This window comes from Nocardia sp. KT25-26 (assembly GCF_056627695.1).
Genome location: NZ_CM152813.1, coordinates 5,567,730 through 5,590,470 on the forward strand (window position 1 = coordinate 5,567,730; position 22,741 = coordinate 5,590,470).

27 protein-coding genes, 1 pseudogene and 1 riboswitch are annotated in these 22,741 nt (G+C 69.2%); of the genes and pseudogenes, 18 read left to right on the forward strand and 10 right to left on the reverse strand.

The window, feature by feature from the left end:
- The first annotated feature begins 221 nt into the window (after nt 1–221).
- From AC1HFH_RS25205 to AC1HFH_RS25225, 5 genes are all read left to right on the forward strand, one after another.
- Nucleotides 222–1,112, forward strand: coding sequence for a metal ABC transporter solute-binding protein, Zn/Mn family (locus tag AC1HFH_RS25205; RefSeq protein ID WP_480245265.1), 891 nt, complete (start codon nt 222–224; stop codon nt 1,110–1,112).
- Between the two features lie 13 nt (nt 1,113–1,125).
- Nucleotides 1,126–2,004, forward strand: coding sequence for a metal ABC transporter ATP-binding protein (locus tag AC1HFH_RS25210; RefSeq protein ID WP_480245266.1), 879 nt, complete (start codon nt 1,126–1,128; stop codon nt 2,002–2,004).
- Nucleotides 2,004–2,879: a metal ABC transporter permease gene (locus tag AC1HFH_RS25215; RefSeq protein WP_480245267.1), complete on the forward strand. Its 876-nt coding sequence runs from the start codon at nt 2,004–2,006 to the stop codon at nt 2,877–2,879. The genes AC1HFH_RS25210 and AC1HFH_RS25215 overlap by 1 nt, the downstream gene beginning before the upstream one ends.
- Nucleotides 2,880–3,300: 421 nt before the next feature.
- Nucleotides 3,301–4,470 (forward strand): acyl-CoA dehydrogenase family protein, encoded by a 1,170-nt coding sequence (locus AC1HFH_RS25220; RefSeq protein ID WP_480245268.1) that lies wholly within the window; start codon nt 3,301–3,303, stop codon nt 4,468–4,470.
- 27 nt (nt 4,471–4,497) lie between these two features.
- A complete protein-coding gene (locus AC1HFH_RS25225; RefSeq protein WP_480245269.1) occupies nt 4,498–5,298 on the forward strand; it encodes an enoyl-CoA hydratase/isomerase family protein in 801 nt (266 codons plus the stop codon).
- 2 nt (nt 5,299–5,300) lie between these two features.
- On the opposite strand, the gene AC1HFH_RS25230 is transcribed toward AC1HFH_RS25225, so the two are convergent.
- The 5 genes from AC1HFH_RS25230 to AC1HFH_RS25250 form a co-directional block, all read right to left on the reverse strand.
- Nucleotides 5,301–5,576 (reverse strand): DUF4190 domain-containing protein, encoded by a 276-nt coding sequence (locus AC1HFH_RS25230; protein ID WP_480245270.1) that lies wholly within the window; start codon nt 5,574–5,576, stop codon nt 5,301–5,303.
- Between the two features lie 49 nt (nt 5,577–5,625).
- Nucleotides 5,626–6,609, reverse strand: a complete 984-nt coding sequence (gene rlmB, locus AC1HFH_RS25235) for a 23S rRNA (guanosine(2251)-2'-O)-methyltransferase RlmB (RefSeq protein ID WP_480245271.1) — start codon at nt 6,607–6,609, stop codon at nt 5,626–5,628.
- Nucleotides 6,609–8,012, reverse strand: a complete 1,404-nt coding sequence (cysS, locus tag AC1HFH_RS25240; RefSeq protein WP_480245272.1) for a cysteine--tRNA ligase — start codon at nt 8,010–8,012, stop codon at nt 6,609–6,611. The genes rlmB and cysS overlap by 1 nt, the downstream gene beginning before the upstream one ends.
- A gap of 389 nt (nt 8,013–8,401) precedes the next feature.
- Complete coding sequence (gene radA, locus AC1HFH_RS25245; RefSeq protein ID WP_480245273.1) at nt 8,402–9,769, reverse strand: DNA repair protein RadA; 1,368 nt, start codon at nt 9,767–9,769, stop codon at nt 8,402–8,404.
- A 756-nt stretch (nt 9,770–10,525) separates the two neighbouring features.
- The gene (locus AC1HFH_RS25250; RefSeq protein WP_480245274.1) at nt 10,526–11,176 is read right to left on the reverse strand and encodes a copper chaperone PCu(A)C domain-containing protein; all 651 of its coding nucleotides are present in this window, start codon (nt 11,174–11,176) and stop codon (nt 10,526–10,528) included.
- Nucleotides 11,177–11,562: 386 nt separating this feature from the next.
- Between AC1HFH_RS25250 and carD the strand changes: the two genes are divergently transcribed.
- The 3 genes and pseudogenes from carD to ispF all read left to right on the forward strand — a co-directional run bounded on the left by carD (nt 11,563) and on the right by ispF (nt 13,389).
- Nucleotides 11,563–12,051, forward strand: a complete 489-nt coding sequence (gene carD / locus AC1HFH_RS25255) for an RNA polymerase-binding transcription factor CarD (protein WP_019044685.1) — start codon at nt 11,563–11,565, stop codon at nt 12,049–12,051.
- Between the two features lie 24 nt (nt 12,052–12,075).
- Nucleotides 12,076–12,771 (forward strand): annotated as a pseudogene (ispD, locus tag AC1HFH_RS25260) (2-C-methyl-D-erythritol 4-phosphate cytidylyltransferase); the annotation flags it as partial.
- Nucleotides 12,772–12,978: 207 nt separating this feature from the next.
- Entirely contained in the window at nt 12,979–13,389 is a 411-nt protein-coding gene (gene ispF, locus AC1HFH_RS25265; RefSeq protein ID WP_480247972.1) for a 2-C-methyl-D-erythritol 2,4-cyclodiphosphate synthase, read from the forward strand.
- Nucleotides 13,390–13,401: 12 nt separating this feature from the next.
- On the opposite strand, the gene AC1HFH_RS25270 is transcribed toward ispF, so the two are convergent.
- Nucleotides 13,402–14,076, reverse strand: a complete 675-nt coding sequence (locus AC1HFH_RS25270) for a hypothetical protein (protein ID WP_480245275.1) — start codon at nt 14,074–14,076, stop codon at nt 13,402–13,404.
- A 58-nt stretch (nt 14,077–14,134) separates the two neighbouring features.
- Nucleotides 14,135–14,758: a carbonic anhydrase gene (locus tag AC1HFH_RS25275; protein ID WP_480245276.1), complete on the reverse strand. Its 624-nt coding sequence runs from the start codon at nt 14,756–14,758 to the stop codon at nt 14,135–14,137.
- 119 nt (nt 14,759–14,877) lie between these two features.
- Here AC1HFH_RS25275 and AC1HFH_RS25280 point away from each other — a divergent pair, with 119 nt between their 5' ends.
- Nucleotides 14,878–15,765, forward strand: a complete 888-nt coding sequence (locus tag AC1HFH_RS25280; protein ID WP_480245277.1) for an HhH-GPD family protein — start codon at nt 14,878–14,880, stop codon at nt 15,763–15,765.
- A 7-nt stretch (nt 15,766–15,772) separates the two neighbouring features.
- On the opposite strand, the gene AC1HFH_RS25285 is transcribed toward AC1HFH_RS25280, so the two are convergent.
- Nucleotides 15,773–16,516 (reverse strand): alpha/beta fold hydrolase, encoded by a 744-nt coding sequence (locus AC1HFH_RS25285; protein ID WP_480245278.1) that lies wholly within the window; start codon nt 16,514–16,516, stop codon nt 15,773–15,775.
- 54 nt (nt 16,517–16,570) lie between these two features.
- On the opposite strand from AC1HFH_RS25285, the gene AC1HFH_RS25290 reads away from it, so the two are divergent.
- The 4 genes from AC1HFH_RS25290 to AC1HFH_RS25305 all read left to right on the forward strand — a co-directional run bounded on the left by AC1HFH_RS25290 (nt 16,571) and on the right by AC1HFH_RS25305 (nt 18,647).
- Nucleotides 16,571–16,894, forward strand: a complete 324-nt coding sequence (locus AC1HFH_RS25290; RefSeq protein ID WP_480245279.1) for an antibiotic biosynthesis monooxygenase family protein — start codon at nt 16,571–16,573, stop codon at nt 16,892–16,894.
- 56 nt (nt 16,895–16,950) lie between these two features.
- A riboswitch (cobalamin riboswitch) is annotated at nt 16,951–17,074 on the forward strand.
- A gap of 35 nt (nt 17,075–17,109) precedes the next feature.
- On the forward strand, nt 17,110–17,310 hold the full coding sequence (locus AC1HFH_RS25295; protein ID WP_480245280.1) for a CbtB domain-containing protein: 201 nt from the start codon (nt 17,110–17,112) through the stop codon (nt 17,308–17,310).
- Entirely contained in the window at nt 17,301–18,083 is a 783-nt protein-coding gene (locus tag AC1HFH_RS25300) for a CbtA family protein (protein ID WP_480245281.1), read from the forward strand. Before AC1HFH_RS25295 ends, AC1HFH_RS25300 begins: the two co-directional genes overlap by 10 nt.
- An 84-nt stretch (nt 18,084–18,167) precedes the next feature.
- Nucleotides 18,168–18,647, forward strand: coding sequence for a hypothetical protein (locus AC1HFH_RS25305; RefSeq protein ID WP_480245282.1), 480 nt, complete (start codon nt 18,168–18,170; stop codon nt 18,645–18,647).
- A 67-nt stretch (nt 18,648–18,714) separates the two neighbouring features.
- Here the strand turns inward: AC1HFH_RS25305 and AC1HFH_RS25310 are convergent, their stop codons facing one another.
- Both AC1HFH_RS25310 and AC1HFH_RS25315 read right to left on the reverse strand, forming a co-directional pair.
- On the reverse strand, nt 18,715–19,155 hold the full coding sequence (locus tag AC1HFH_RS25310) for an OsmC family peroxiredoxin (protein WP_480245283.1): 441 nt from the start codon (nt 19,153–19,155) through the stop codon (nt 18,715–18,717).
- 43 nt (nt 19,156–19,198) lie between these two features.
- A complete protein-coding gene (locus AC1HFH_RS25315; RefSeq protein WP_480245284.1) occupies nt 19,199–19,654 on the reverse strand; it encodes an SRPBCC family protein in 456 nt (151 codons plus the stop codon).
- Between the two features lie 51 nt (nt 19,655–19,705).
- On the opposite strand from AC1HFH_RS25315, the gene AC1HFH_RS25320 reads away from it, so the two are divergent.
- From AC1HFH_RS25320 to AC1HFH_RS25340, 5 genes are all read left to right on the forward strand, one after another.
- Nucleotides 19,706–21,037 carry a sensor histidine kinase gene (locus AC1HFH_RS25320; protein ID WP_480245285.1) on the forward strand — a complete coding sequence of 444 codons (1,332 nt, stop codon included), beginning with the start codon at nt 19,706–19,708 and terminating at the stop codon, nt 21,035–21,037.
- Between the two features lie 33 nt (nt 21,038–21,070).
- Entirely contained in the window at nt 21,071–21,307 is a 237-nt protein-coding gene (locus tag AC1HFH_RS25325) for a FitA-like ribbon-helix-helix domain-containing protein (RefSeq protein WP_480245286.1), read from the forward strand.
- Nucleotides 21,304–21,708 (forward strand): type II toxin-antitoxin system VapC family toxin, encoded by a 405-nt coding sequence (locus tag AC1HFH_RS25330; protein WP_480245287.1) that lies wholly within the window; start codon nt 21,304–21,306, stop codon nt 21,706–21,708. Before AC1HFH_RS25325 ends, AC1HFH_RS25330 begins: the two co-directional genes overlap by 4 nt.
- A gap of 317 nt (nt 21,709–22,025) precedes the next feature.
- The gene (locus tag AC1HFH_RS25335; protein WP_480245288.1) at nt 22,026–22,397 is read left to right on the forward strand and encodes a type II toxin-antitoxin system RelE/ParE family toxin; all 372 of its coding nucleotides are present in this window, start codon (nt 22,026–22,028) and stop codon (nt 22,395–22,397) included.
- Nucleotides 22,390–22,701 (forward strand): helix-turn-helix domain-containing protein, encoded by a 312-nt coding sequence (locus AC1HFH_RS25340; protein WP_480245289.1) that lies wholly within the window; start codon nt 22,390–22,392, stop codon nt 22,699–22,701. Before AC1HFH_RS25335 ends, AC1HFH_RS25340 begins: the two co-directional genes overlap by 8 nt.
- The last annotated feature ends 40 nt before the right edge of the window (nt 22,702–22,741 follow it).

Genomic DNA, 22,741 nt, shown 5'->3' on the forward strand with positions numbered 1-22,741 from the left:
GATGCGTGGTTGCGCCGGCCGGCACGGTGAGGGAGCCGTAGTGGCGGCGGTCGCTCGGCCGAGGCCGCCACAACAGCTCCTTCGGCTGTGATGTTCGACGCGGGAGTGGGGTGGTTGCGGGTGCCGGTGCTAACCTGAAACGGTAACGGTTTCCATTTCGCTCTGGTGCAGTGCTCGGTTCGGGCTCATTGCAGTTGTAGGGCTCGGGTCAGGAGTACTCCGTGAAGAATCGCACTGCTCGGCAGATCGGTGGGGTGGCGTTGGGGGTTGCTGCGGCGCTCGTTTTGAGTGCTTGTGGCTCGGCTAACTCGGATAGCGATGACGGGCGGCTGGATGTTGTCGCTTCGACCGATGTCTGGGCGGCGGTGGCCACCGCGGTCGCCGGCGACGATGTCACTGTGACGGCAGTTATCGACGATCCGGCTGCCGATCCGCACTCCTATGAGATGGCGCCCACCGAAACGGCCGCGATCAGCGACGCCGACCTGGTGGTGTTCAACGGCGGGCATTACGACGAGGCCGTCGAGCACGCGGTGGAGAGCCAGGACAAGCGCAGCGTCGAGGCCTACGCCGAGCGGGTCGACACCGGCGACGAGAACGAGCACGTCTGGTACGACCTGCCGACCGTCGCCGCGGTCGCCGACCGGATCGCCGCCGAACTCGGCGAACTCGATACCGAGCACGCCGCCGAATACACCTCCCGGGCCACCGAGTTCAAGACCGAGCTCGACGCGATCGGCACGATCACCGCCGGCATCGTGGACCGGCATCCCGGCGCACCGGTCGCCCAGACCGAACCGCTGGCGCACTACCTGCTGACCGCCGCGGGTGTCGACGACCGCACCCCGCACGAATTCCAGGAAGCCGTCGAACAGGAGACCGACCCGTCCCCGGCGGCCGTGGCCACCACCCGGGACCTGCTCACCGGCAAGCAGGTGCAGGCCCTCGTCTACAACGTGCAGACCGAGGACAAGGTCACCCGGGACCTGCGCAGCGCCGCCGAGGCCGCGGGCATCCCGATCGTCGAGGTGACCGAAACGCTGCCCGAGGGCGTCGATTACATTCAGTGGCAGACCGACAATGCCGAGGCCTTAGCCGCGGCACTGTCCTGACCACGCCTCACCGATGACGCAGGGAGCCACGCTGTCCGAATCCGCCGATTCGAAGCCTGCCGCGGCAGGCGCCGCGCAGCCGGCTCCCGCGGCGATCCGGCTGCGCGGCGCCCGGCTGTCGTTCGGGGACCGCACGCTCTGGGACGAGCTGGATCTCGATATCGCACCCGGTGAGTTCATTGCCGTGCTGGGCCCCAACGGGTCCGGTAAGACCTCACTGCTGCAGGCGCTGCTCGGCCGTATCGCACTGACCTCGGGCAGCGCCGAGGTGGCCGGGCGGCCCGCGGCCCTCGGCAACCCCGGAATCGGCTACATCCCGCAGCAGAAGACCATCGACGCCGGGGTGCAACTGCGCGGTGTCGACCTGGTCGGCCTGGGCGTGGACGGACAGCACTGGGGCATCGGACTGCGCAACCGGGCCCGCCGGCGTCGGATCGTCCGCGAAGCGGTCGCCGCGGTCGGGGCCCAGCGGTTCGCACATGCCCCGCTGGAGGCACTGTCCGGCGGAGAACAGCAGCGGTTGCGCATCGCCCAGTCCCTGGTCGGCGACCCCCGGGTGCTGCTCTGCGACGAACCCCTGCTCAGCCTGGACCTGGCGAATCAGCGCCTGGTCGCCGAGCTGATCGACCGGCGCCGCCGCGAACACGACACCGCAGTGCTGTTCGTGACCCACGAACTGAACCCCATCCTGCCGCTGGTCGACCGGGTGCTGTACCTGGTGGACGGCCGGTTCCGGATCGGCACCCCCGACGAGGTGATGACCTCGCAGACCCTGTCCGAGCTGTACCGCACCGAAGTGGAGGTGCTGCGGGTGCGCGGCCGGCTGGTCGTGGTCGGCACCGGTGACGATATGGATGCGCTCGGCGGTACCGAGTCGAGGGCGGCCCACTGATGGAAAAGCTCGCCGAGGTGTGGCGGAAGATGTTCGACTTCGGCACCACCGTGGATCTGCTCGGCTACGACTTCGTCCAGCAGGCCGTCCTGGCGGCGGCGATGCTCGGCCTGCTGGCCGGACTGATCGGGCCGCTGATCGTCAGCCGGCAGATGTCGTTCGCCGTGCACGGCACCAGCGAACTCTCGCTCACCGGTGCGGCGGCCGCACTGCTCGCCGGGGTCGGCGTCGGACTCGGCGCGATCGCGGGCTCGGTCGTGGCCGCCCTGCTGTTCGGCTGGCTGGGTGCGCGGGCCCGGGAACGCGATTCGGTGATCGCCGTGGTGCTCTCGTTCGGTCTCGGCCTCTCGGTACTGTTCCTGTGGCTCTCCCCGGACCGGGCCGGCTCCAAGTTCTCCCTGCTGACCGGCCAGGTCGCCAGCGTCGGCTACAGCGGGCTGGCGCTGCTGCTGGTCTGCACCGTCGGCGTGCTGATCACCCTGGCCGTGGTGTACCGGCCGCTGCTGTTCGCCAGCACCGATCCGGAGGTGGCCGCGGCGCGCGGCGTCCCGGTGCGGGCGCTGTCGATCGTGTTCGCCGTGCTGCTGGGCGTCACCGCCGCCTTCGGCGTGCAGATCGTCGGCGCGCTGCTGGTCCTGGCCCTGCTGATCACCCCGGCCGCCGCGGCCGCCCAGGTCACCGCCAGCCCGTGGCATGCGACCGTACTGTCGGTGGTCTTCGCCGAGGTCGCCGCGGTCGGCGGCCTGCTGCTCTCGCTGGCGCCCGGCGTGCCGGTCTCCACCTTCGTGACCGGACTGTCGTTCACCATCTACCTGATCTGCCGGGCGATCGGCCGATACCGGCTGCCCCAGCGCGCGGCGGTGCCTGCGGCCTGACCCCGGCGCCCCGGAGACTGCAGCGGAACGCCACCGCGGAGGGCCCCGCGTCAGGCCCAACCAACACCGCCGGACCCCAGCACCCCCGGAGACGGCAGCGGAACGCCACCACGAAGGGCACCGAGACCCGGCCGGACGACACCGCCGGACCCCAGCACCCCCGGAGACGGCAGCGGAACGCCACTACGAAGGGCCCCGCGTCAGGCCCAACCGACACCGCCTGATCCCAGCAACCCCGGAGACGGTAGCGAAGCGTAGCCACGGAGGGGCTCGAGGGTCAGGCCCGACAACACCGCCTGATCCCGGCCCCCCGAAGGTGTCGGAACGCCGGCAGACCCACGCGGGGCTCGGGGAAACGCCGCCCCGGATACCCGCCCGCCAGTAGGCTCGGCTGCGGACGCCGACGCGAGGGGTGGTCTCGATGATCGATTTTGCCGTGCCTGCCGACCTGGCCGCCCTGCGGGACCGGGTCCGGACCTTCGTGACCGAGCAGATCGTGCCCTACGAACGCGATCCCCGGATCACCGCGCACGGTCCCGACGACGATCTGCGCGCCGAACTGGTGGAGCTGGCCCGCGGCGCCGAACTGCTCACGGTGCAGGCGCCGGTGGAACTCGGCGGGCTCGGGCTCACCCATGTGGAACAGGCCCTGGTGTACGAGGCGGCGGGCTGGTCGACGCTGGGCCCGGTCGCGATGAACTGTGCGGCGCCGGACGAGGGCAATATGTTCCTGCTCGGCAAGATCGCCGATCCGGACCAGATCGAGCGTTACCTGATGCCGATGATCCATGGCTACCACCGCTCGGTGTTCGCGATGACCGAGCCCGGCGGGGCCGGATCCGACCCGAATCAGCTGAACACCGAGGCCGTGTTCGACGGGCAGAAGTTCGTCGTCAACGGCCGGAAATGGCTGATCACCGGCGCCGACGGCGCCCGCACCTGGATCGTCATGGCCCGGCTGGCCGAGAACCCGCACCTGCCCGCCGGGCCGACGCTGTTCGTCTGCGACGGCGACGAGCCGGGCATCGTGGTGGAGCGGGTGATGAACACGATGGACCGCAACTACGTGGGCGGACATGCGGTGGTGCGGTTCGAGGACCTGACGCTACCGCCCGAATCGGTACTCGGCCGGACCGGCCAGGCCCTGCGGTACGCCCAGCTGCGGCTGGCGCCCGCCCGGCTCACCCACTGCATGCGCTGGCTGGGCGCAGCGGCCCGGGCCCAGCAGATCGCCCTGGAACACGCCCGGACCCGCACCGCCTTCGGCAAGCCGCTGGGTGAGCACGAGGGTGTGTCCTTCCAGCTGGCCGACAACGAGATCGCGCTGCACCAGTGCCGGCTGACCATCTGGCACGCCTGCTGGCTGATGGATCGCGGCGAGGCGGCCCGGCACGAGAGTTCGATGGCGAAGTCGTTCGTCTCCGAGCAGCTGTTCGCCGTCGCCGACCGGTGTGTGCAGATCCTGGGCGGGATCGGGGTGAGCGACGAGACCGTGGTCGAGGCGATCTTCCGGGACCTGCGCGCCTTCCGGCTCTACGACGGGCCCACCGAGGTACACAAGTGGGCGATCGGCCGCCACCTGCTCCGGTGAACCGGCCGACCAACTACGATCGGCGCCATGAGTTCGGAACTGCTCGTCGATGTCTCTGCGGGCATCGCCGTGCTCACGCTCAACCGTCCGGCCCAGCAGAACGCGGTCACCCCGACACTGGCCACCGAGCTGAGCGCCGCACTGCGCCGCTGCGATGCCGACGACGCGATCCGGGCCGTGGTGCTCACCGGCACGCCGCCGGCCTTCTGCGCCGGTTCGGATCTGTCCGAACGCAGCACCACCACCGATCACGCCATCGACCCGCCGCCGTGGCAGGTGCGTAAACCTGTGCTCGCGGCCGTCAACGGACATGCGGTCGGGCTGGGGCTCGGGCTGGCGCTGCAGTGCGATCTGCGGTATTTCGCCAAGGACGCGGTCTACGGGATCACCCAGGTGCGGCGGGGTGTACTCGCCGACGGCTACGTGCACTGGACGCTGCCCCGGTTGGCCGGGATGGCCAATGCCGCCGACATCATGCTCACCGGCCGCACCTTCGACGGTGACGAGGCCAAGGCGATGGGCCTGGCCAACGCCGCCCTGCCGGGCGGTGAGGTGCTGCCGACCGCGCTGGCCGTCGCCCACGACATCGCCGCGGGCGCGGCCCCGCTGCCCGCGGCCCTGTCCAAGCGGCTGCTGTGGGAGAGCCTGCAGATGTCACCGGCGATGGTCGGGCAGCTGGAATCCGAGCTGAACACCCACGTCGCCGAGAGCGTCGACGGCGGCGAAGGTATGGCCGCACTCAAGGAGCGTCGGCAGCCGGAGTGGCGCGGCGGTGTCAGCAGCGAATGGCCCGCCTGGGAACAGGCCACGCGGCCCGGTCTGGACTGAGCTCAACCGCCGTTGAGCATCACCAGGAACCACAGCAGCGCCATCAGCAGCATCAGTACCGTGCCGATGATTCCGGCCACGTAGCCGATCAGCACCTGCACCCGGCCGCCGATCGCGCCGTTGGACTCCTCGATCTGGGTGAGCGCCTGCCGCCCCATCGCCCAGGCCACCGGCCCGAGCAGGCCGAAGCAGAACGGGCTGAGGAGCCCGAGCGCCAGGATGATGTTCGCATTCGGATGCTCGGCCGTCTCGCCGATCGGCTGATTCGGAATGACCACAGCCGAATTCTACGGCGACAGAACCAGTTTGCCAGGCAACCGAGCCGGATTATCCGGCGATGCGGCGCTGCCGGGCCACTTCACCCAGCACGACACCGGCCGCGACCGAGGCGTTCAGCGATTCGACCGGCCCGGCCATCGGAACACTCAGGATGGCATCACAGGTCTCCCGGACCAACCGCGACAGGCCCTTGCCCTCGGAACCGACCACGATGACCGTCGGGGTCGTACCGTCGAACTCGTCGAGCGTGGTGTCGCCACCGGCATCGAGCCCGATGATCTGGTAGCCCTGATTCGCGAGGTCCTTCAGGGTGCGGGTCAGGTTGGTGGCCCGGGCCACCGGCAACCGCGCCGCGGCACCCGCACTGGTCCGCCAGGCCACCGCGGTCACACTGGCGCTGCGACGCTGTGGAATCAGCACCCCTTGACCGCCGAAGGCCGCCACCGAGCGCACCACGGCACCCAGATTGCGCGGATCGGTGATGTTGTCCAAGGCCACCAGCAGCGCCGGCCGACCCGAATCCCGCACCCGGTCGACCAGGTCGTCGGGGTGGGCGTACCGGTACGGCGGCACCTGCAACGCCAGGCCCTGATGCATACCGTTGGCGCTCATCCGGTCCAGATCGGTGCGCGGCACCTCCAGGATGGAGATCCCGGCGTCGGCGGCCCGCTGCACGCTCTCGCTGAGCCGGTCGTCGTTCTCGGTGCCGACCACCACATACAGCGCGGTGGCCGGGACCTCGGCACGCAGGCATTCCAGGACCGGGTTGCGGCCCAACACCAACTCCGGACCGTCGTCACCCTTGCGGCCGGCCGGGCGCGGGCCGCGGCCGGGCGAGGTCTTCGCCTTCGCATCGGCCTTCGCCTTGGCCTTGGCCCGCTTCGCGGCTGGGTGGTAAGGACGCATCTCCGCCGGTGGTGTCGCGCCACGGCCCTCCAGGCCACGGCGGCGCTTCCCGCCGGAACCGACGACCTGCCCCTTCTTGGTTCCCGTCTTGCGGATCGCGCCGCGCCGCTGCGAGTTGCCTGCCATCAGTTCGCCCTTCCACTCGCCGTGCCCAGCGACCATTCCGGGCCCTGCGGGGTATCGGTCACCTCGATGCCGGCAGCAGCCAGCCGATCACGCACCGCATCGGCGGTGCCCCAGTCCTTCTCCGCCCGCGCCGTCTGCCGCCGCTCCAGCTCGGCGCGGACCAGGACGTCCAGGGCACCGACCGCCGCCGAACTGTCGGCGGGGGTGTGCCATTGTTCGTCCAGCGGGTCCACCCCCAGAATGCCCAGCATGGCACGGACCTGGCCGGCGTGGTCACGGGCGGCGTCGAGATCACCCGCGTCCAGTGCCCGATTGCCGATATGCGCGGCCTCGTGGATATCGGCGATGGCCTTCGGCACCGACAGGTCGTCGTCGAGCGCGGCCGCGAACGCGTCGGTCCACTTGCCGACCGCCACCGCACCGGCCCGCTCGGTCACCCGCAGCACGAATGCCTCCAGTCGCTGGTAGGAGGCGGCGGCGTCCTGCAGGGCCTGCTCCGAATACTCCAGCATCGAACGGTAGTGTGCGCTGCCCAGGTAGAATCGCAGTTCCACCGGCCGGACCTGCCGGAGCACATTCGGCACCGACAGGACATTGCCCAGGGATTTCGACATCTTCTCGCCGGCCATCGTCACCCAGCCGTTGTGCAGCCAGTACCTGGCGAAGCCGTCCCCGGCGGCCTTGGACTGGGCGACCTCGTTCTCGTGGTGCGGGAAGACCAGGTCCATCCCACCGCAGTGGATGTCGAACTCGGCGCCCAGATAGAACTCGGCCATCGCGGAGCATTCCAGATGCCAGCCCGGCCGGCCGGGGCCCCACGGTGACGGCCAGCTCGGCTCACCTGGTTTGGCCGCCTTCCACAGCGTGAAATCGCGCGGATCCCGCTTGCCGGTGCCGGCGCTCTCGCCCTGATGCACATCCTCGAGCCGATGGCCGGACAGCGCTCCGTATTCGGGGAAGCTGAGCACATCGAAGTAGACATTGCCGTCCGCGGCGTAGGCGTGCCCGCGGTCGATCAGGCGCTGCATCAGCTGCACCATCTGGGTGATGTGGCCGGTCGCCCGGGGCTCCGCCGACGGCGGCAGCACTCCGAGCGTGGCGTACGCCGCATCGAAGGCCCGCTCGTGCGTGGTGGCCCACTCCCACCAGGGCCGGCCCGCCTCGGCGGCCTTGGTCAGGATCTTGTCGTCGATATCGGTGACGTTGCGGATGAAGCGGACGTCGTAGTCGTGGGCCAGCAGCCAGCGCCGCAGCACGTCGAAGGCGACGCCACTGCGCACATGGCCGATATGCGGCGCACCCTGCACGGTGGCCCCACACAGGTACACCGAGACGCAGCCGGGGACCAGCGGGACGAAGTCACGCAGGGTCCGCGATTCGGTGTCGAAAAGGCGCAAGGTCACAGGAGCCGATCCTAGGCGATCGAACCGGGCGGGTCCGCACCCGAGGCCCGACCCGGATCGCGACGCCACCGTTCGGCGTCCGGAGCCCCACCCGGCGGCGGAACCCGCGGGGCCACTCGCCGGAGTTCGTTGTGAGCGGAGTAACGTCGCGCCCGTATCGGCAGATATCCGGACCGTCCAGTGGGTCGGTATGGCACGGTTGCGGATTGGGCGAAGTAGGCCCGATCCGACCGGCTTCGCAGAGTTCGCAGAGCAGTGTGTCCTGTCAAGTCCGATTGGCGGGTCTTCCCGGCCGCGGCCGCCGGATTCGGCGTTTGCCGGGAATGTTCCGCAATCCGATATTGCTGCCGATGCCGGGAATTTGCCGGTCGGCTATTCCCGCATTCGAATCACTCGCCGCCGGCCCGCACCAATCGCAGTGCCGCGCGCACATCGGCTACTTCGTGAATGCGCATCGTGGTCTTGATCCGCTCACAGCCCGGCGGCACCAGCGCCGTGGTGAAGCCGAGCCGCTCGGCCTCGGCCAGCCGGCGGCCGAGCCCGGTCACCTTGCGCACCTCACCCGCCAGACCGACCTCACCGAGCAGCACCCAGCCGACCGGCACCGCGACCTCGGCGACGGCGCTTGCCACCGCGAGTGCGATGGCCAGGTCGGCGGCGGGCTCGTTGAGCCGCATCCCGCCGACGGTGGCGGCGTACACATCGTGTTTTCCCACGTACACCCGGCCCCGGCTCTGCAACACCGCCAGCACCATCGCCACCCTGTTGTAGTCCAGCCCGCTGACCGCCCGGCGCGGCTGCGGGATCTCGGTCTTCACGGTGAGCCCCTGCACCTCCGCGACCAGCGGCCGCTTACCGTCCATCGCCACCGTCACCGCGGTCCCGGGTACCGCGGCATCCCGGTGATGCAGGAACAGCCCCGATGGATCCGCCACCCCGGCGATCCCGTCCTCGTGCAGTTCGAAACAGCCCACTTCGTCGGCGCTGCCGAACCGATTCTTGATCCCGCGCACCATCCGCAGCGTCGAGTTCTTGTCCCCCTCGAACTGCAGGACCACGTCCACCAGATGTTCCAGGGTGCGCGGCCCGGCGATATTGCCGTCCTTGGTGACATGGCCGACCAGCAGCACCGCGATACCGCTGGCCTTGGCCAGCGAGGTCAGTGCCGCGGTCACCGCACGAACCTGGGTGACGCCGCCGATCACCCCGTCCGTATCCGGGGCCAGCATGGTCTGCACCGAATCGACCACCAGCAGCGTGGGCCGCACCTGTTCGACATGTCCGAGCAGCACCGACAGGTCCGATTCCGCCGCCAGGTACACCCGCTCGTGCACCGCCCCCGTGCGGTCCGCCCGCAACCGGACCTGCCCCGCGGATTCCTCCGCGGTGACATAGAGCGAGGTCTCCGACCGCTGCGCCGCCCACCGGTGTGCAACCTCGAGGAGCAGGGTCGACTTGCCCACCCCCGGCTCACCCGAGAGCAGAACGACCGACCCCGGCACCACCCCGCCCCCGAGCACCCGATCCAGCTCCCCGACCCCCGAACTCCGCGCCCGGGTGACCTGCGCATCGATCCGGGTCAGCGGCGCCGCCGCAGTACTGGGCAGCATCGCCCGCCGCCCGGCGCCCCCGGAACCACCCCCGGCTGCCACCTCGTCGACCGACCCCCAAGCACCACAGCCAGGGCATTTACCCACCCATTTGGCGACCTCGTGCGAACACTCGGAACACCGGAAGACCGCCCTGCTCTTAGCCACGAACGCACCCTAGCCACGAGCACCGACACCGGCGAAACCGCCGGAACAAGCCGCCCCCGCTCGAGCCACGGCCCCCGAGGCGAAGCCCCGCACCGACGCGCCACGTCCCCGCAACAAGCACCCGCGAGCAACAAGGAATTCGTCGACCCGCCTCCGCGCGGCACACCTACCGGCAGGGACAGAATCGATCACCGGACGGCGCCGACACGCCATCCCGAGCACCAACCCGAGCCCGCGAATCCTGCCAACCCAAGAACAGCCTCGGAGCCGCGGCCGCTACCGAAACACCAGCTCCGACCCACACATCTCCAGACGGAGCGACCGCGAGCGAGAACTTCGTGGCCCCGCACCCGAGCCACGAACACGCCGCGCCTGAGGCGGCGCGGCACCAGGCATACAGCCCTACCGAGAACGCCCCTCCGCGCCTACCAACCCTGTGTGGAGCGAGGAGTTCGCGGCCCCCTCGTACCCGAATACTCAAGAGCACAAGAGCCGAAGACTCGAATGCGCAGATGCGAGGCCGATACCGCCGCGAACAGCGACGCCGGATGCGACGCCACCCCAAAGCTCCTACCGAAACGCCAACTCCGCACCTAAGCAACCACGCACGGAGCGACCTCGAGGAGCGACCCGTTCGCGGCCCGCCTCGAATCCGAGTACTCGAAAGCGCATGAGCCGAAGGCTCGAGTCTCGAGTGCTCGGATTCGAGGCCCCCAGGGCCTCGAACACGCGGCGGCGGAGCCGACGCCAGATAACTCAGTGTCCGCCGGAGCCGGGGGCGGCCGGGCCGGAGAGGTCGTTCTCGACGCGCTCGGAGACCGGGCCCGCGTCGACCGGGACGGATACCCGGATGCTGCCGGCCTTCTCGAAGTTGAAGGTCATGTCGTAGGTCAGGCCCGGGAGGATGTCCTGCTGCAGGCTCTGGATCTCGATGGTGGCGGGATCGGCCTCGGGGTCGGCCACGGCGTCTTCGTTCGCCGGCTCTTCGTCCGTGGCTGCGTGGTCTGCGGCTGCCGCGCCGGCGACGACGGTCTGCTGCGGGGCGAGCTCCAGGTCGGAGCCACCACCGGGGGCCGTGATCTGCACGGTACCCAGGTCGGACTCCACGCTGACCAGCTCGTCGGTGGTGATCTCGCTGTCGTTGACGATGCTGAGCGCGACCAGCGCCTTGCTGCCTTCGACGTTGGTGTGCTCGGTGGTCTCGTGCGAGGGGTACACGATATGCACGTTGCGCAGGCTGATCTCACCGAGGTCGGCTCGTGCCCCGTTGACGGCCGCGACCTGCGATGAGGTCTGGGTGATCTGACCGGCGCTGCATCCGGTCACGGCGAGGGCGGCACCGGCGGCGAGGGCGGCAACCGTCACCATGCGACGTCGCACCGAAGGGGCAGCTTTCAGGGCAGTCACGGTTTGTCCTCCATGTCGACCGGGCTCACTCTGCATGACGCAGTGTAGTAGGAGCGGCGGAATCCGATGCCGTCGGCTCCTCGGACACCCCGTCCACGGTCACGCCGCCGCGATGCGGGCCGTTCGGCCCGGCGCGACCGCGGACACGCGCGCGTTCGGTAACGGTTGGATGGAGTGGGCGGGGTTGCCGGTCGAGTGCCGGGTGCGGCTCGTCCGATCGATGTTGCCCGAGCTGGGCGTTAACCCGTTCCGGGACAAGCAGATGCACAACAAGAAGTTGATGTCAAGCCCTACGGTGCCCTAGTTGTGGCCCTGACCTGCACCGTTGATCGCGCCGTTACCGAGTCGCATGTTAAACTGTGAACATCGAAAGGGGCACGGGACACATGATTTTTAAGGTCGGAGACACCGTCGTTTACCCCCACCACGGAGCGGCGCTGATCGAAGCTATCGAGACTCGCACCATCAAGGGTGTACAGAAAGAGTATCTGGTCCTGAAGGTCGCCCAGGGTGACCTGACTGTTCGGGTTCCTGCAGAGAACGCCGAATATGTCGGTGTTCGCGACGTAGTCGGTCAAGAAGGTCTCGACCGCGTCTTCCAGGTGCTGCGCGCACCGCATACCGAGGAACCCACCAACTGGTCTCGCCGGTACAAGGCGAATCTGGAGAAGCTGGCTTCCGGTGATGTGAACAAGGTGGCCGAGGTCGTGCGCGACCTGTGGCGCCGTGAGCAGGATCGTGGCCTGTCGGCCGGCGAGAAGCGCATGCTGGCGAAGGCACGGCAGATCCTGGTCGGTGAGCTCGCGCTCGCCGAGGGCACCGACGACGGTAAGGCCGAGTCGCTGCTCGACGAGGTGCTCGCTGCGGCCTCCTGAGCGAGGCGGTAGCGTCCGCTACTCGTGAATACCTCTGACGACACGGGCCGTCCGGGTGACGGTCCGATAGTTGCTCTGGTTCCTGCCGCCGGGCGTGGCGTGCGACTGGGAGAATCGACTCCCAAGGCGTTCGTCGCGGTCGGCGGCACACCTATGATCACCCTCGCTGTCGAAGGGTTGATCGCTTCCGGTGCGATCGATGAGATCGTGGTGATCGTTCCGGAGGAGCTGCGGGCGCGGGCGGCCGACCTGCTGCGCGATTCCGCAGTGCCGATCCAGGTCGTGGCAGGTGGTGCCGAGCGCACCGATTCGGTCCGGGCGGGCATCGAGGCGGTGCCCGAGGCGGCCGGCTTCCTGGTCCACGACGCTGCTCGAGCCTTGACGCCGCCCGCGCTGATCGCCCGGATCGCGGCGGAAGTGCGTTCCGGGCGGGCCGCCGTGGTGCCGGCCCTTCCGGTGGTCGATACGGTCAAGTCGGTGGATGGCGCAGGTACGGTGACCGGCACGCCCGACCGGTCCGTGCTGCGGGCGATCCAGACGCCGCAGGGCTTCGGCGCCGAAGTGCTCCGCCGCGCCTACGCCTCCGAGGTGACCGCAACGGATGACGCCGGTCTGGTGGAGAGGTCCGGCGTGCCGGTGCACACGGTGCCCGGCGATCCGCTCGCTTTCAAGATCACCACGCCGCTGGATCTGCAGCAGGCGACCGCATTGCTGGCCGAGCGCACCGGCGCGGCCGACCCGGTTACGCGGCCGAGGCCACCCCGCCGGGCTGCCGCAGCTGCCGAACAAGCGGCCGGCCCCGAAACGCCCGAGCAAACGGAAACGCAGGCGTCGGTAGAACGCACACCGGGCTACGGAACTCCGCGTACCAACGTCGTCGGGATCGGGACGGATGTGCATCCGGTCGAACCCGGCCGGCCCTGCTGGATGGCGGGGCTGCTGTTTCCGGAGGCCGACGGATGCGCCGGCCATTCCGACGGCGATGTCGCTGTGCATGCGCTGTGCGATGCGCTGCTCTCTGCGGCCGGGCTGGGCGATGTCGGTGCGGTGTTCGGCGTCGGCCGGCCGGAGTGGGCCGGGGTCACCGGCGCTCAGATGCTCACCGAGGTGCGCCGGCTGCTCACCGAGGCGGGTTTCGGGATCGGCAATGCCGCGGTGCAGATCATCGGGAACCGGCCCAAGATCGGGCCGCGCCGCGCCGAAGCTCAGCAGGTGTTGAGCGAACTGCTGGGAGCGCCCGTTTCGGTATCGGGCACGACCAGTGACGGGCTCGGACTCACCGGGCGTGGTGAAGGCATCGCCGCCTTCGCCACGGCACTGCTGCTGCCCGGAACCTGAGCCGTCGGCGAGCTACACCAGGTTGAACGGTTCCGGCGCGCTGCTGATCGCGCCCAGGCTCGCCACCACGGTGTACGCCCCGGCGGGCACCGGCAGCCGCTCACCGGCGCATTCGGGCTGCGAGGTGGTGCCGGACCAGGTGACGGTGAAGGCCGCCTGTTCGCCGGGCTGCAGGGTGCGCATATCGGGCTCCCCGTCCGGGTAGCAGTCGCTGCTCGACCAGAGCCGACGCTGACCGTCGATGGTGTACACCGCCGCCTGCTGCAGCCCGGAACCGGTGTCACGCACACACGGCGCCGAGGAGATGTTGGTGACCACGATGTCGAACACCGGCTCGGCGCCCACCCGGTAGCTCGGCTGGGCCGGACTCACCTTCAGGGCGAGCGACTGGTCGGTGCACTGTTCGTGCACAGCCGGTTCCGGTTCGGCCGAGGTGGTGGTCGTGGTTTCGGCACCGGCAGTGGTGCTCGTGGCCTCCTCGGTCGGCTCGGCCGCGGTGCTCGAGGTGGTCGCGCTCGTCGACGCGGCCGCCACCGCACCGTCGTCCGCACCACCGGAGCCCCCGCCGCGGGACACCATGACCGCCAGCCAGACGATCACGACGACGGCCAGGACGAGGACGCCGATGGCGAGTGCGCGACGGCGCCAGTAGATCTGCGGAGGCAGCGGTCCAGTCGGTTCCAGCACGCTTCAACGGTAAGCGCACCACGACGAAGTGCGCTCGAGCACCTCGGCGTGTCGAGTCTCAGGCGGCCTCGCCGACGTCGCCGACCACGCTGCGCAACTGTGCCCGCCCGTCGGCGAGCTGATAGGTGACCGACGCGATGGCGCACCGTCCCGCCCGCACTCGCTCGGCGATCGTCGTGGACCGTTCCATCAGCAACCGGCTGGTCTCCTCGACATGCCGGGCTTCCAGTTCGTCCACGCCGGTGAGGCCGTCGCGGCGGCCGAGCAGGATGGACGGGGTGACCCGCTCGACGATGCTGCGGATGTGCCCACCGGGCACCTCACCGCCGTCGAGGGCGTTGATCGTGGCCTTGACGGCTCCGCAGCTGTCGTGGCCGAGTACCACGATCAGCGGTGAGTTCAGTACCTCGACCCCGAACTCGATGGAGCCGAGCACCGATTCGTCGATGACATGTCCGGCGGTCCGCACCACGAACATATCGCCGAGGCCCTGATCGAAGATCAGCTCGGCGGCCACTCGCGAATCGCCACAGCCGAACAGGATGGCATGCGGATGCTGGCCCCCGACGAGCTTGGCTCGGTCGGCGGCGCCCTGACTAGGATGCAGCAGCGTGCCGTTGACGAAGCGCTCATTGCCCTCGCGGAGGGACTTCCAGGCACTTATCGGATTGGAACCAGGCATACCGACCATTGTGCACATCGAAGGGGACTACCAGCGAGTTCACTTCGTTACGGGTCCGAAAATGTCATCTGACGGTGACGCCGCCGGCACGGTGAGGTCGATCGAACGTAGTGGGAGAAATGCGAAGCGAGACCGCGATCGACCCCGGGGTGCTGGTCGACTGGTACGGCCGAACCGCCCGTGACCTGCCGTGGCGGCGACCGGAGGCGACCGCCTGGCACATCCTGATGAGCGAGATCATGCTGCAGCAGACCCCGGTGGCCCGGGTGGAGCCGATCTGGCGGGAATGGGTACGGCGCTGGCCGGTGCCGTCGGCAATGGCTGCATCCCCACAAGGTGAGGTCCTGCGGGCGTGGGGCAAGCTGGGCTATCCCCGGCGGGCACTGCGCCTGCACGAATGCGCCCGGGTGCTGGCCACCGAGCACGGCGATCAGGTGCCCGACGACGTCGAGGTCCTGCTGGGACTGCCCGGTATCGGGGACTACACCGCTCGCGCGGTCGCCTGCTTCGCCTACGGGCAGCGGGTACCGGTGGTCGATACGAATGTCCGCCGAGTCGTGGCCCGGGCGGTACACGGCCGCGGCGAGGCGGGCAATCCGGCCGCCCGTGATCTCCGGGAGACCGAGGCACTGCTGCCCGCGGACGTGCCGACCGCAGCCCGCTTCTCGGCGGCGCTGATGGAGCTGGGCGCGACGGTCTGCACCGCCCGCACCCCCGACTGCGCCGGGTGTCCGCTGCCCAGCTGTGCCTGGGTGGCCGCCGGGAAACCGGTCGCACCGACGACGCGGCGCACGCAGAAGTACGAGGGCACCGACCGGCAGGCCCGGGGCCGACTGCTGGACGTGCTGCGCGACGCCCACGGGCCGGTGGAGCGGGTCCGGCTGGATCTGGCCTGGACCCGCGATCCCGGCCAGCGGGACCGCGCACTGGATTCCCTGCTGGTCGACGGGCTGATCGAGCAGACCGACGACGGCCTGTTCGCCTTGGCGGGCGAAGGATCCGCCTGACCCGCCATCAGCCGAGCACCTTCCGCAGGAAGGCGCCGACGGACTCGCGGTAACGCTCCGGCTGCTCGTCGTGCACCAGATGCCCGGCCCCGGCGACCCACACGTATTCGGCGTCCGGATGCATTCGCGCCATCTCCCGCATCTGCCCCGGCGGGGTGATGGTGTGCTCGCCCTCCAGCAGCAACGCCGGGACGGTGAGCGACCGCCATTCGGACCAGAAGTCCCGGACGCCCCACTCCTCGGAGATGTCGCGGAAGGTGTCCACCGAACCGTGCAGCCGGTACCCGTCCGGCCCGGCGGCGAAGGCCCGCACGAAATAGCGGCCGGCAATCGGCCCGAAGTAGTCCAGCACGGCCCGCTCGTCGGGGAACGGCTGCGGCCAGGCGTGCATCATCGCCGCCCAATGCGCGGCCGTGCGGCCGGTGAAATCCGGGGCGATGTCCTCCACGACCAGTGCGCGGACCCGGTCCGGGTGGGCGGCGGCGTACACCCATCCGTGCAATGCCCCCATCGAATGCCCGACCAGCACCGCGGGTTCGGCAATGGCTTCGGTGGCCGCGGCCAGGTCCGCCACGAACGCCTCGGTGGTGAGTTCGGCCGGTGGCCGGCGGCCGTGTCCGGCGGCGTCGAAGGTGTAGACGTGGCCGAAGCCGCGGAACCAGTCCAGATGATCACTCCAGGTGCGCGCACTGCCCATCAATCCGTGCAGCAGCAGGATCGGACTGCCCGCACCACCCTCGTCGTACAACACCCGCCCGATTGTGCCCGCAGCGCCGGTCCCCCGGCACATCACTACAGTTCGGTTATGGCTGTTGTGAAGATCAATGCGATCGAGATCCCGGAGGGCGCAGGCCCCGAACTGGAGAAGCGGTTCGCCGCCCGCGCGCACGCGGTGGAGAACTCGCCGGGCTTCCTCGGCTTCCAATTGCTCCGCCCGGTGGCCGGCGACGACCGGTATTTCGTGGTGACGCAGTGGGATTCGGAGGAGTCGTTCGCCGCCTGGCGCGACGGCCCGGCCCGCGCCGCACACGCCGGGCAGGGCGGCGAGGGCGAGCGGCCGAAGCCGGTGTCCACCGGGGCATCCCTGCTGGAGTTCGAGGTGGTCCTGGACGTCCCCGCGAAGCCCTGACCGGCCTGGATACTGCGCACCCTGTTGACGACGGCGGCTGGGCCTGTCACAGTTCTGAGGTAATTGTGCGAGGGTGTGCGGGAATTCCGGTGTGAGTCCGGAGCGGTCGCGCCACTGTAATCCACGTACCGGTTCCCCGGTGCCGGAGAGCCAGATACCGGCACCTTCGCGCCCGACCACTCGACCGGGACGCGCATCCCGGGAGGAGGACCCGAATGGCCATCGCACATTCGCCCAGCCGCTCCGCCGGACTGGATCAATTGAGCACTGTGCTCATCACAGTGGGTGTCGTACTGCTCGCCCTGCTGACGCTCTACCTGGTCGGTTTCGACCAGGGCGCGGTCTCCCGTACCGGGATGTTCATGCATGAGCTGATGCACGACGGGCGACACCTGCTGGGGGTTCCGTGCCACTGACGGGAACCCTGCGTACCCTCCTGCTGCGCGGCCTGCTGGCCGGCCTCATCGCCGGTCTGCTGGCCGCGACAGTGGGATTCTTCGTCGGCGAGCCGCATATCGAGGCCGCCATCGCACTGGAGGAAGCTGCCGCACCGGAGTCCGGTGGCCACAGCCACGGCGCCGGGGAATCGTCCGGACACAGTCACGGCGACGAGGAGGAGCCGCTGGTCAGCCGCTCCGGGCAGAAGTTCGGGCTGTTCCTCGGGCTCGGCCTGTCCGGGATGGCGTTCGGTGCATTGTTCGCGCTGGCCGCGAACCTGGCCCGGCGGCACACCGATCTCGCCGCACAGCGATTGTCGGTGGGCCTGGCCGTAGTCGGCTGGACGGCGATCGTCGCGGTGCCGTTCTTCAAATACCCGGCCAACCCGCCCGCGGTGGGTGATCCGGAGACGATCAACGACCGCACCTGGCTGTGGGTCGCCGCCGTGCTGCTCGGACTGGTCGCGGTCGGCGCAGCGGTCCTGGTCCACCGGGCACTCGCGGCCCAGTTCGAGTCACTGCGCTGGTCGGGCGCCCTGGGGGCGTTCCTGGTCGTCGTGACGCTCGGCTACGTGCTGCTCCCGGGCGTGGACGAAGTATCCGCCGACTTCCCGGCGAGCCTGCTCTGGCAGTTCCGGGTGGCCTCGCTGGCACAGGCCACCACGCTGTGGGCCGCCCTCGGCCTGAGTTTCGCAGTCCTGACCCAGCTCACCCAGCGAAGGGCCGCGGACCCGGCCACCGTGCCTGCCTAGATCCGGCCCGGTACCCCGGTATCGAGCCGAACTGCTACCCGCGGGTGATTCGGTCCGCGCTGCCGGGCAGCCATCGTCGAAGTCATGATCTCCTTCGCGCCACCGGCTTCCGCTATGGCACCGACCGTCGCCGGACCGATCCCGAGACCCCGGCCGGTCTCGCTCGCCTACTTCGCGATCCTCACCGCGCTCGGCGCGGGTGTCGTCGAGACATTGCTCCGGACTGCCCGGGACGGCGGCGCGTTCACCGACCGGCTGCCCGGCCTGCTGTTGCGGGTGGCGATCTACCTGGTGGTTGCGGCTGTCGCGATTCGGATGGCCGCCGGGGGCCGCACCGCTCGAAGGGCGCTCACCCTGGGACTCGGAGTCGTCGGCACCGCTTCGCTGACCGTCGAACCGCTCGCGGTGCTGTTGTCCGCGCAACGGCTCCGCGACCCGTTCCTGGAGCTGTCCGGATACTCGGCGGTGCTCGTCGGCTGCCGGGTGGTGCACATCCTGGCGGTGCTGGTTGCGGTCGCGGCGATGTACGCCCCCGGCGCTCGCGGGCACTTCCGGCGCCGATGAGGACCCGGACGCCACGATGCCCTGCCGCATACGGCGGCAGGGCATCGGAATGTCTCGACCGGGCGGGTCAGACCAATGCGGCGTCGAGCTCGATCTCGCCCACTCCGGCGAGCGCCTTGCTGATCGGGCAGCCGTCCTTGGCCGCGGTGGCGGCGGCGAAGAAGCCCTCATCGGTGAGACCCGGTGCAACCACCCGGACGGTCAGTTTGATCTTGCCGATCCGGAATCCACCGGCCGGGTCCGGGCCCAGCGTCACATCGGCCGTGACATCCAGACTCTCCGGCGTGCCACCGGCATTCGCGATCTCGTTGGACAGCGCCATCGAGTAGCAGGAGGCGTGCGAGGCCGCCAGCAGCTCCTCGGGGCTGGTGGTGCCGCCGGCCTCGTCGGCCGTGCGCTTCGGGAACGACACGTCGTACTTGCCGACGCTGGAGCTCACGAGTTCGACCTGGCCGGAACCGTCCTGCAGGCCACCGGCCCAGAGGGTGCGCGCGGTACGTGTGGGCATCGCGATCCTTTCGTTTCGAGGGTGGAAGTGCTCGGGTTCGAACCTACTCGCCCGCGACGACGGCGGAAGTCCGCTCGTCGAGCCGTTCCAGGATCCCGGGCCAGACCTGCTCATGCAGGTCCCGCACTGCGGCGGTGGGGAACCCGGCATGCCGCAGCCGCAGTCGGATTCCCCTGGGCTGCTTGAGCAGGTCCACGGTCACCACCGTCTCCACGCCTTCGGTGGCGGTGGTGACCCAGGTGAACTCGACGAGCCGGTTCGGCTCCAGCCGCAGCGTCCGGCCGTAGTGCGGATTCCGCTTGCCCTCGAATTCGGTTTCGAAGTACAGCGGTTCGTTGACAGCGGGGCGCATCAGCACCGAATCGGGCGCCGCCAGCCACAGGTCGAGACCCTGCGTCCAGGCCGCATACAGCAGGCTCGGCGACGCCTTCATCACTCGTTCCACGGTGAGTTCATGTGGCCGAGCGGACAGATCCGGGATACGAACGGGCTGGTCCATCACCGGAGTTTACCCACTGCCACCGCTGGTTCCGGCGTTAGGCTGTCATGCGTGAAGGCGCCTGGCAACCGGTTGTTCGGACCGATCGATTCGGTTCGCCGCTCGCTCCTGCTCGATCTCGGCCCGGCCGTGGTCGTCGCGGTCGTCCAGGTGCTGGGTGGCCGGGCCGCGAACCTGCATCAGGACGGGGTCCGGTCCCTGGACCTGCTCGGTTACGCGCTGCTGCTGGCCGGTCCGGTCGCGCTGATCGCCCGGCGGCGGTGGCCGGAACCGGTGCTGCTGATCAGCTTCGCGGCCTGCGCGGCCTATGTCAGCCTCGGCTACGGGTACGGGCCGATCTTCGTTTCCCTGATCATCGCCTTCCTCACCGCCGGTTCCCGTGGCTCCCGATGGCTCACCTATCCGCTGGTCGTGATCGGCTTCCTCGGCCTGGTCTGGCCGCTGCCGATGGTGTTCGGACTGCACACCGAGGTGTGGCCGGTGCTCGGGATGCTCGCCTGGCTGACCCTGCTGGTCGCGACGACCGAATTCCTCCGGCAACGCACGGCGATCGCGGCCGCCCGTGCCCAGCGCGCCGAAGCCGCCCGCCGGGAGGAGGAGCACCGCCGGGAGCGGGCCGCCACCGAGGAACGGCTCACCATCGCCCGCGAACTGCACGATGTGCTGGCACACAGCCTGTCCCTGATCAACGTGCAGTCCTCGGTGGCGCTGGAACTGTTCGACCGGAAACCCGACCAGGCCGCCGCGGCACTGGCCACCATCAAGGTGACCTCCAAAGACGCCCTGGCCGAGGTGCATACGCTGCTGCATTCGATTCGCGCCCAGGCCGCCGCCGCACCCCCGCCTCCGGCGGAACCGGCGCCACCGGAACCACTCGCCGAGCCCGATTCCGAGCCCGCTCCCGAACCGGCACCGGAACCGGAACCGGTCACCACGCCCGCGGCGCGGATGCCGGCGCCCAGCATCGCCGATCTGGACGCACTGCTGCAGCGGGTACGAGAGCACGGGCTGCCGGTGCAGACCCGGGTCATCGGTACCGCCCACCCCCTGCCCACGGTGATCGATGTGGCCGCAGCCCGGATCATCCAGGAATCGCTGACCAATGTGGTCCGGCACGCGCCCGGCGCCACCGCGAAGGTCACCCTGCGCTACACGGCCGGCAGCGTCGACATCACCGTCGACAACGGCCGAGCCGCCGAAACAGGCACGCGAGCGGGCGGCACCGGCGGCAACGGCATCATCGGGATGCGGGAACGCGCGCACATGCTCGGTGGCGCCCTGACCGCCGGCCCCCGTCCCACCGGCGGATTCCGGGTAGCGGCCCGCCTGCCGTTGCACAGCGATCTCGACGACGAAGCGGAATCCGGGCTGGTCCACCAGTAGCATGCACATGACATTCACATGTACGCTGGCCGCATGGCTGTTGCGATCCAGATCAAGGACGTACCCGAGGAAGTCCGGGATGCACTCGCCGCCCGTGCGGCCGCACGCGGACAGTCGACCCAGGTCTACCTACGTGCACTACTGGAGCGCGAGTTCCGGGCGGAACGAAACCGGCAGCTGATCGAAAAGCTGGCCGAACACCGCAACCTCGACCTCACGGCAGACGAAGTCGTCGCGGAGATCCGGCAGCTGCGCGAGGGCGGCGAATGATCGTCGTCGACGCCAGCGTCATGGTGATGGCGCTGGTCAGCAAATCACCCCAGGGCGACGCCGCCCGCGCGACGGTGTTCGACGAGGACAGCTGGGCGGCGCCGGCGCATATGCCGATGGAGGTGATGCGCACGATCCAGAAACAGGTGCGCTGCGAGCGGATGCCCGAAGCCGACGCCGATGCCGCCGTTTGGACGCTGGCATCGATGGAAATCGAATATCCCGAGACGGATGCCACGCTGCTGCACACCACCTGGGCGATGCGCCACAACGTATCCATCTACGACGCCGGATATCTGGCGGTCGCGGCGACCTATGACGCCCCACTCGCCACCCTCGACCGCCGGTTGGCCAGAGCAGCAGCGCAGGTGTCACCGAATACCCGGGTCATCCAGCTCTGACGCAGTCGGCCCCCAGCGGCAACGACATCATCGGGATGCGGGAACGCGCGCACATGCTCGGTGGCGCCCTGACCGCCGGCCCCCGACCCACCGGCGGATTCCGTGTCGCGGCCCGTCTGCCGTTGCACAGCGATCTGGACGACGCGTCCGACGCCTCTTCAGAGCAACACTCGCCCGCGATCAATGCAACATGACGACAGCAGAATGATCGCCGCTTGCGTTGCACGTCGAGCAGGCCTGACACGACCCGAACGACCGGAGTACTCCACAGCATTCACTCTTGAGACATAGCATCCTTCCTATATAGGATGGATGCTATGCACTTGTACACGATCGAGCTCGAACCCGAGGTTGCCAACTGGCTGAGTGCGCTACCGGAGCGACAGTTCGGTCGTGTCGACGTGCATGTGGGCATGCTTGCAGAACAAGCCACCACGCTGGGAGAACCTTGGTCCCGCAATCTGGGCGGGAAGGTCCGCGAACTTCGGTTCCACCTCCACCCCCTGGAGATGCGCATCACCTACTGGATCGCTCCTGGTCGGCGTGTTGTCTTGCTGACCGTCTTCCGCAAGACTCGAATGCGAGAGGCTGCGGAAGTAGAGCGCGCCAAAGTTCTCCAGCGGGTATGCGAAGCAGAACATGAGCATGCCCGGATCAGCTTCGTGAGAGAGGTGACCCGAGATGACTGAGCATCAGCCCATGAGGGATCTGCTGCGTGAACGGATGAGCAGCCCCGACTTCGATACCGCAGAGTACCGCGCTGGGCGTGCTGAGGCGATCCTGGCCATCGAGCTTGCCAACGCGATCCGGGAACGCCGACTCGAACTCGGGCTGACTCAATCGCAGCTCGCCACCCGGGCAGGGCTGCATCAGCCCGATGTTTCCAGGCTGGAGTCCGGGGGCGGTACCCCTACGCTCGGGATGCTCGAGCGACTGGCCCAGGCGCTGGAGATGCGGCTGATCGCCCGTTTCGAGAAAACAGACGCGGCCTGACGCAGCCGGCGCGCGCGGAATCCGTTCGGAAAGCTTCGGC

Excerpts from the sequence above, each read along its gene's own strand:
- AC1HFH_RS25210 (WP_480245266.1), top strand. The coding sequence starts at position 1,126 with ATGACGCAGGGAGCCACGCTGTCCGAATCCGCCGATTCGAAGCCTGCC.
- AC1HFH_RS25215 (WP_480245267.1), top strand. The coding sequence starts at position 2,004 with ATGGAAAAGCTCGCCGAGGTGTGGCGGAAGATGTTCGACTTCGGCACC.
- AC1HFH_RS25220 (WP_480245268.1), top strand. The coding sequence starts at position 3,301 with ATGATCGATTTTGCCGTGCCTGCCGACCTGGCCGCCCTGCGGGACCGG.
- AC1HFH_RS25225 (WP_480245269.1), top strand. The coding sequence starts at position 4,498 with ATGAGTTCGGAACTGCTCGTCGATGTCTCTGCGGGCATCGCCGTGCTC.
- rlmB (WP_480245271.1), bottom strand. The coding sequence starts at position 6,609 with ATGGCAGGCAACTCGCAGCGGCGCGGCGCGATCCGCAAGACGGGAACC.
- carD (WP_019044685.1), top strand. The coding sequence starts at position 11,563 with ATGATTTTTAAGGTCGGAGACACCGTCGTTTACCCCCACCACGGAGCG.
- ispF (WP_480247972.1), top strand. The coding sequence starts at position 12,979 with ATGGCGGGGCTGCTGTTTCCGGAGGCCGACGGATGCGCCGGCCATTCC.
- AC1HFH_RS25275 (WP_480245276.1), bottom strand. The coding sequence starts at position 14,758 with ATGCCTGGTTCCAATCCGATAAGTGCCTGGAAGTCCCTCCGCGAGGGC.
- AC1HFH_RS25280 (WP_480245277.1), top strand. The coding sequence starts at position 14,878 with ATGCGAAGCGAGACCGCGATCGACCCCGGGGTGCTGGTCGACTGGTAC.
- AC1HFH_RS25290 (WP_480245279.1), top strand. The coding sequence starts at position 16,571 with ATGGCTGTTGTGAAGATCAATGCGATCGAGATCCCGGAGGGCGCAGGC.
- AC1HFH_RS25295 (WP_480245280.1), top strand. The coding sequence starts at position 17,110 with ATGGCCATCGCACATTCGCCCAGCCGCTCCGCCGGACTGGATCAATTG.
- AC1HFH_RS25305 (WP_480245282.1), top strand. The coding sequence starts at position 18,168 with ATGATCTCCTTCGCGCCACCGGCTTCCGCTATGGCACCGACCGTCGCC.
- AC1HFH_RS25310 (WP_480245283.1), bottom strand. The coding sequence starts at position 19,155 with ATGCCCACACGTACCGCGCGCACCCTCTGGGCCGGTGGCCTGCAGGAC.
- AC1HFH_RS25315 (WP_480245284.1), bottom strand. The coding sequence starts at position 19,654 with ATGGACCAGCCCGTTCGTATCCCGGATCTGTCCGCTCGGCCACATGAA.
- AC1HFH_RS25325 (WP_480245286.1), top strand. The coding sequence starts at position 21,071 with ATGGCTGTTGCGATCCAGATCAAGGACGTACCCGAGGAAGTCCGGGAT.
- AC1HFH_RS25330 (WP_480245287.1), top strand. The coding sequence starts at position 21,304 with ATGATCGTCGTCGACGCCAGCGTCATGGTGATGGCGCTGGTCAGCAAA.
- AC1HFH_RS25335 (WP_480245288.1), top strand. The coding sequence starts at position 22,026 with ATGCACTTGTACACGATCGAGCTCGAACCCGAGGTTGCCAACTGGCTG.
- AC1HFH_RS25340 (WP_480245289.1), top strand. The coding sequence starts at position 22,390 with ATGACTGAGCATCAGCCCATGAGGGATCTGCTGCGTGAACGGATGAGC.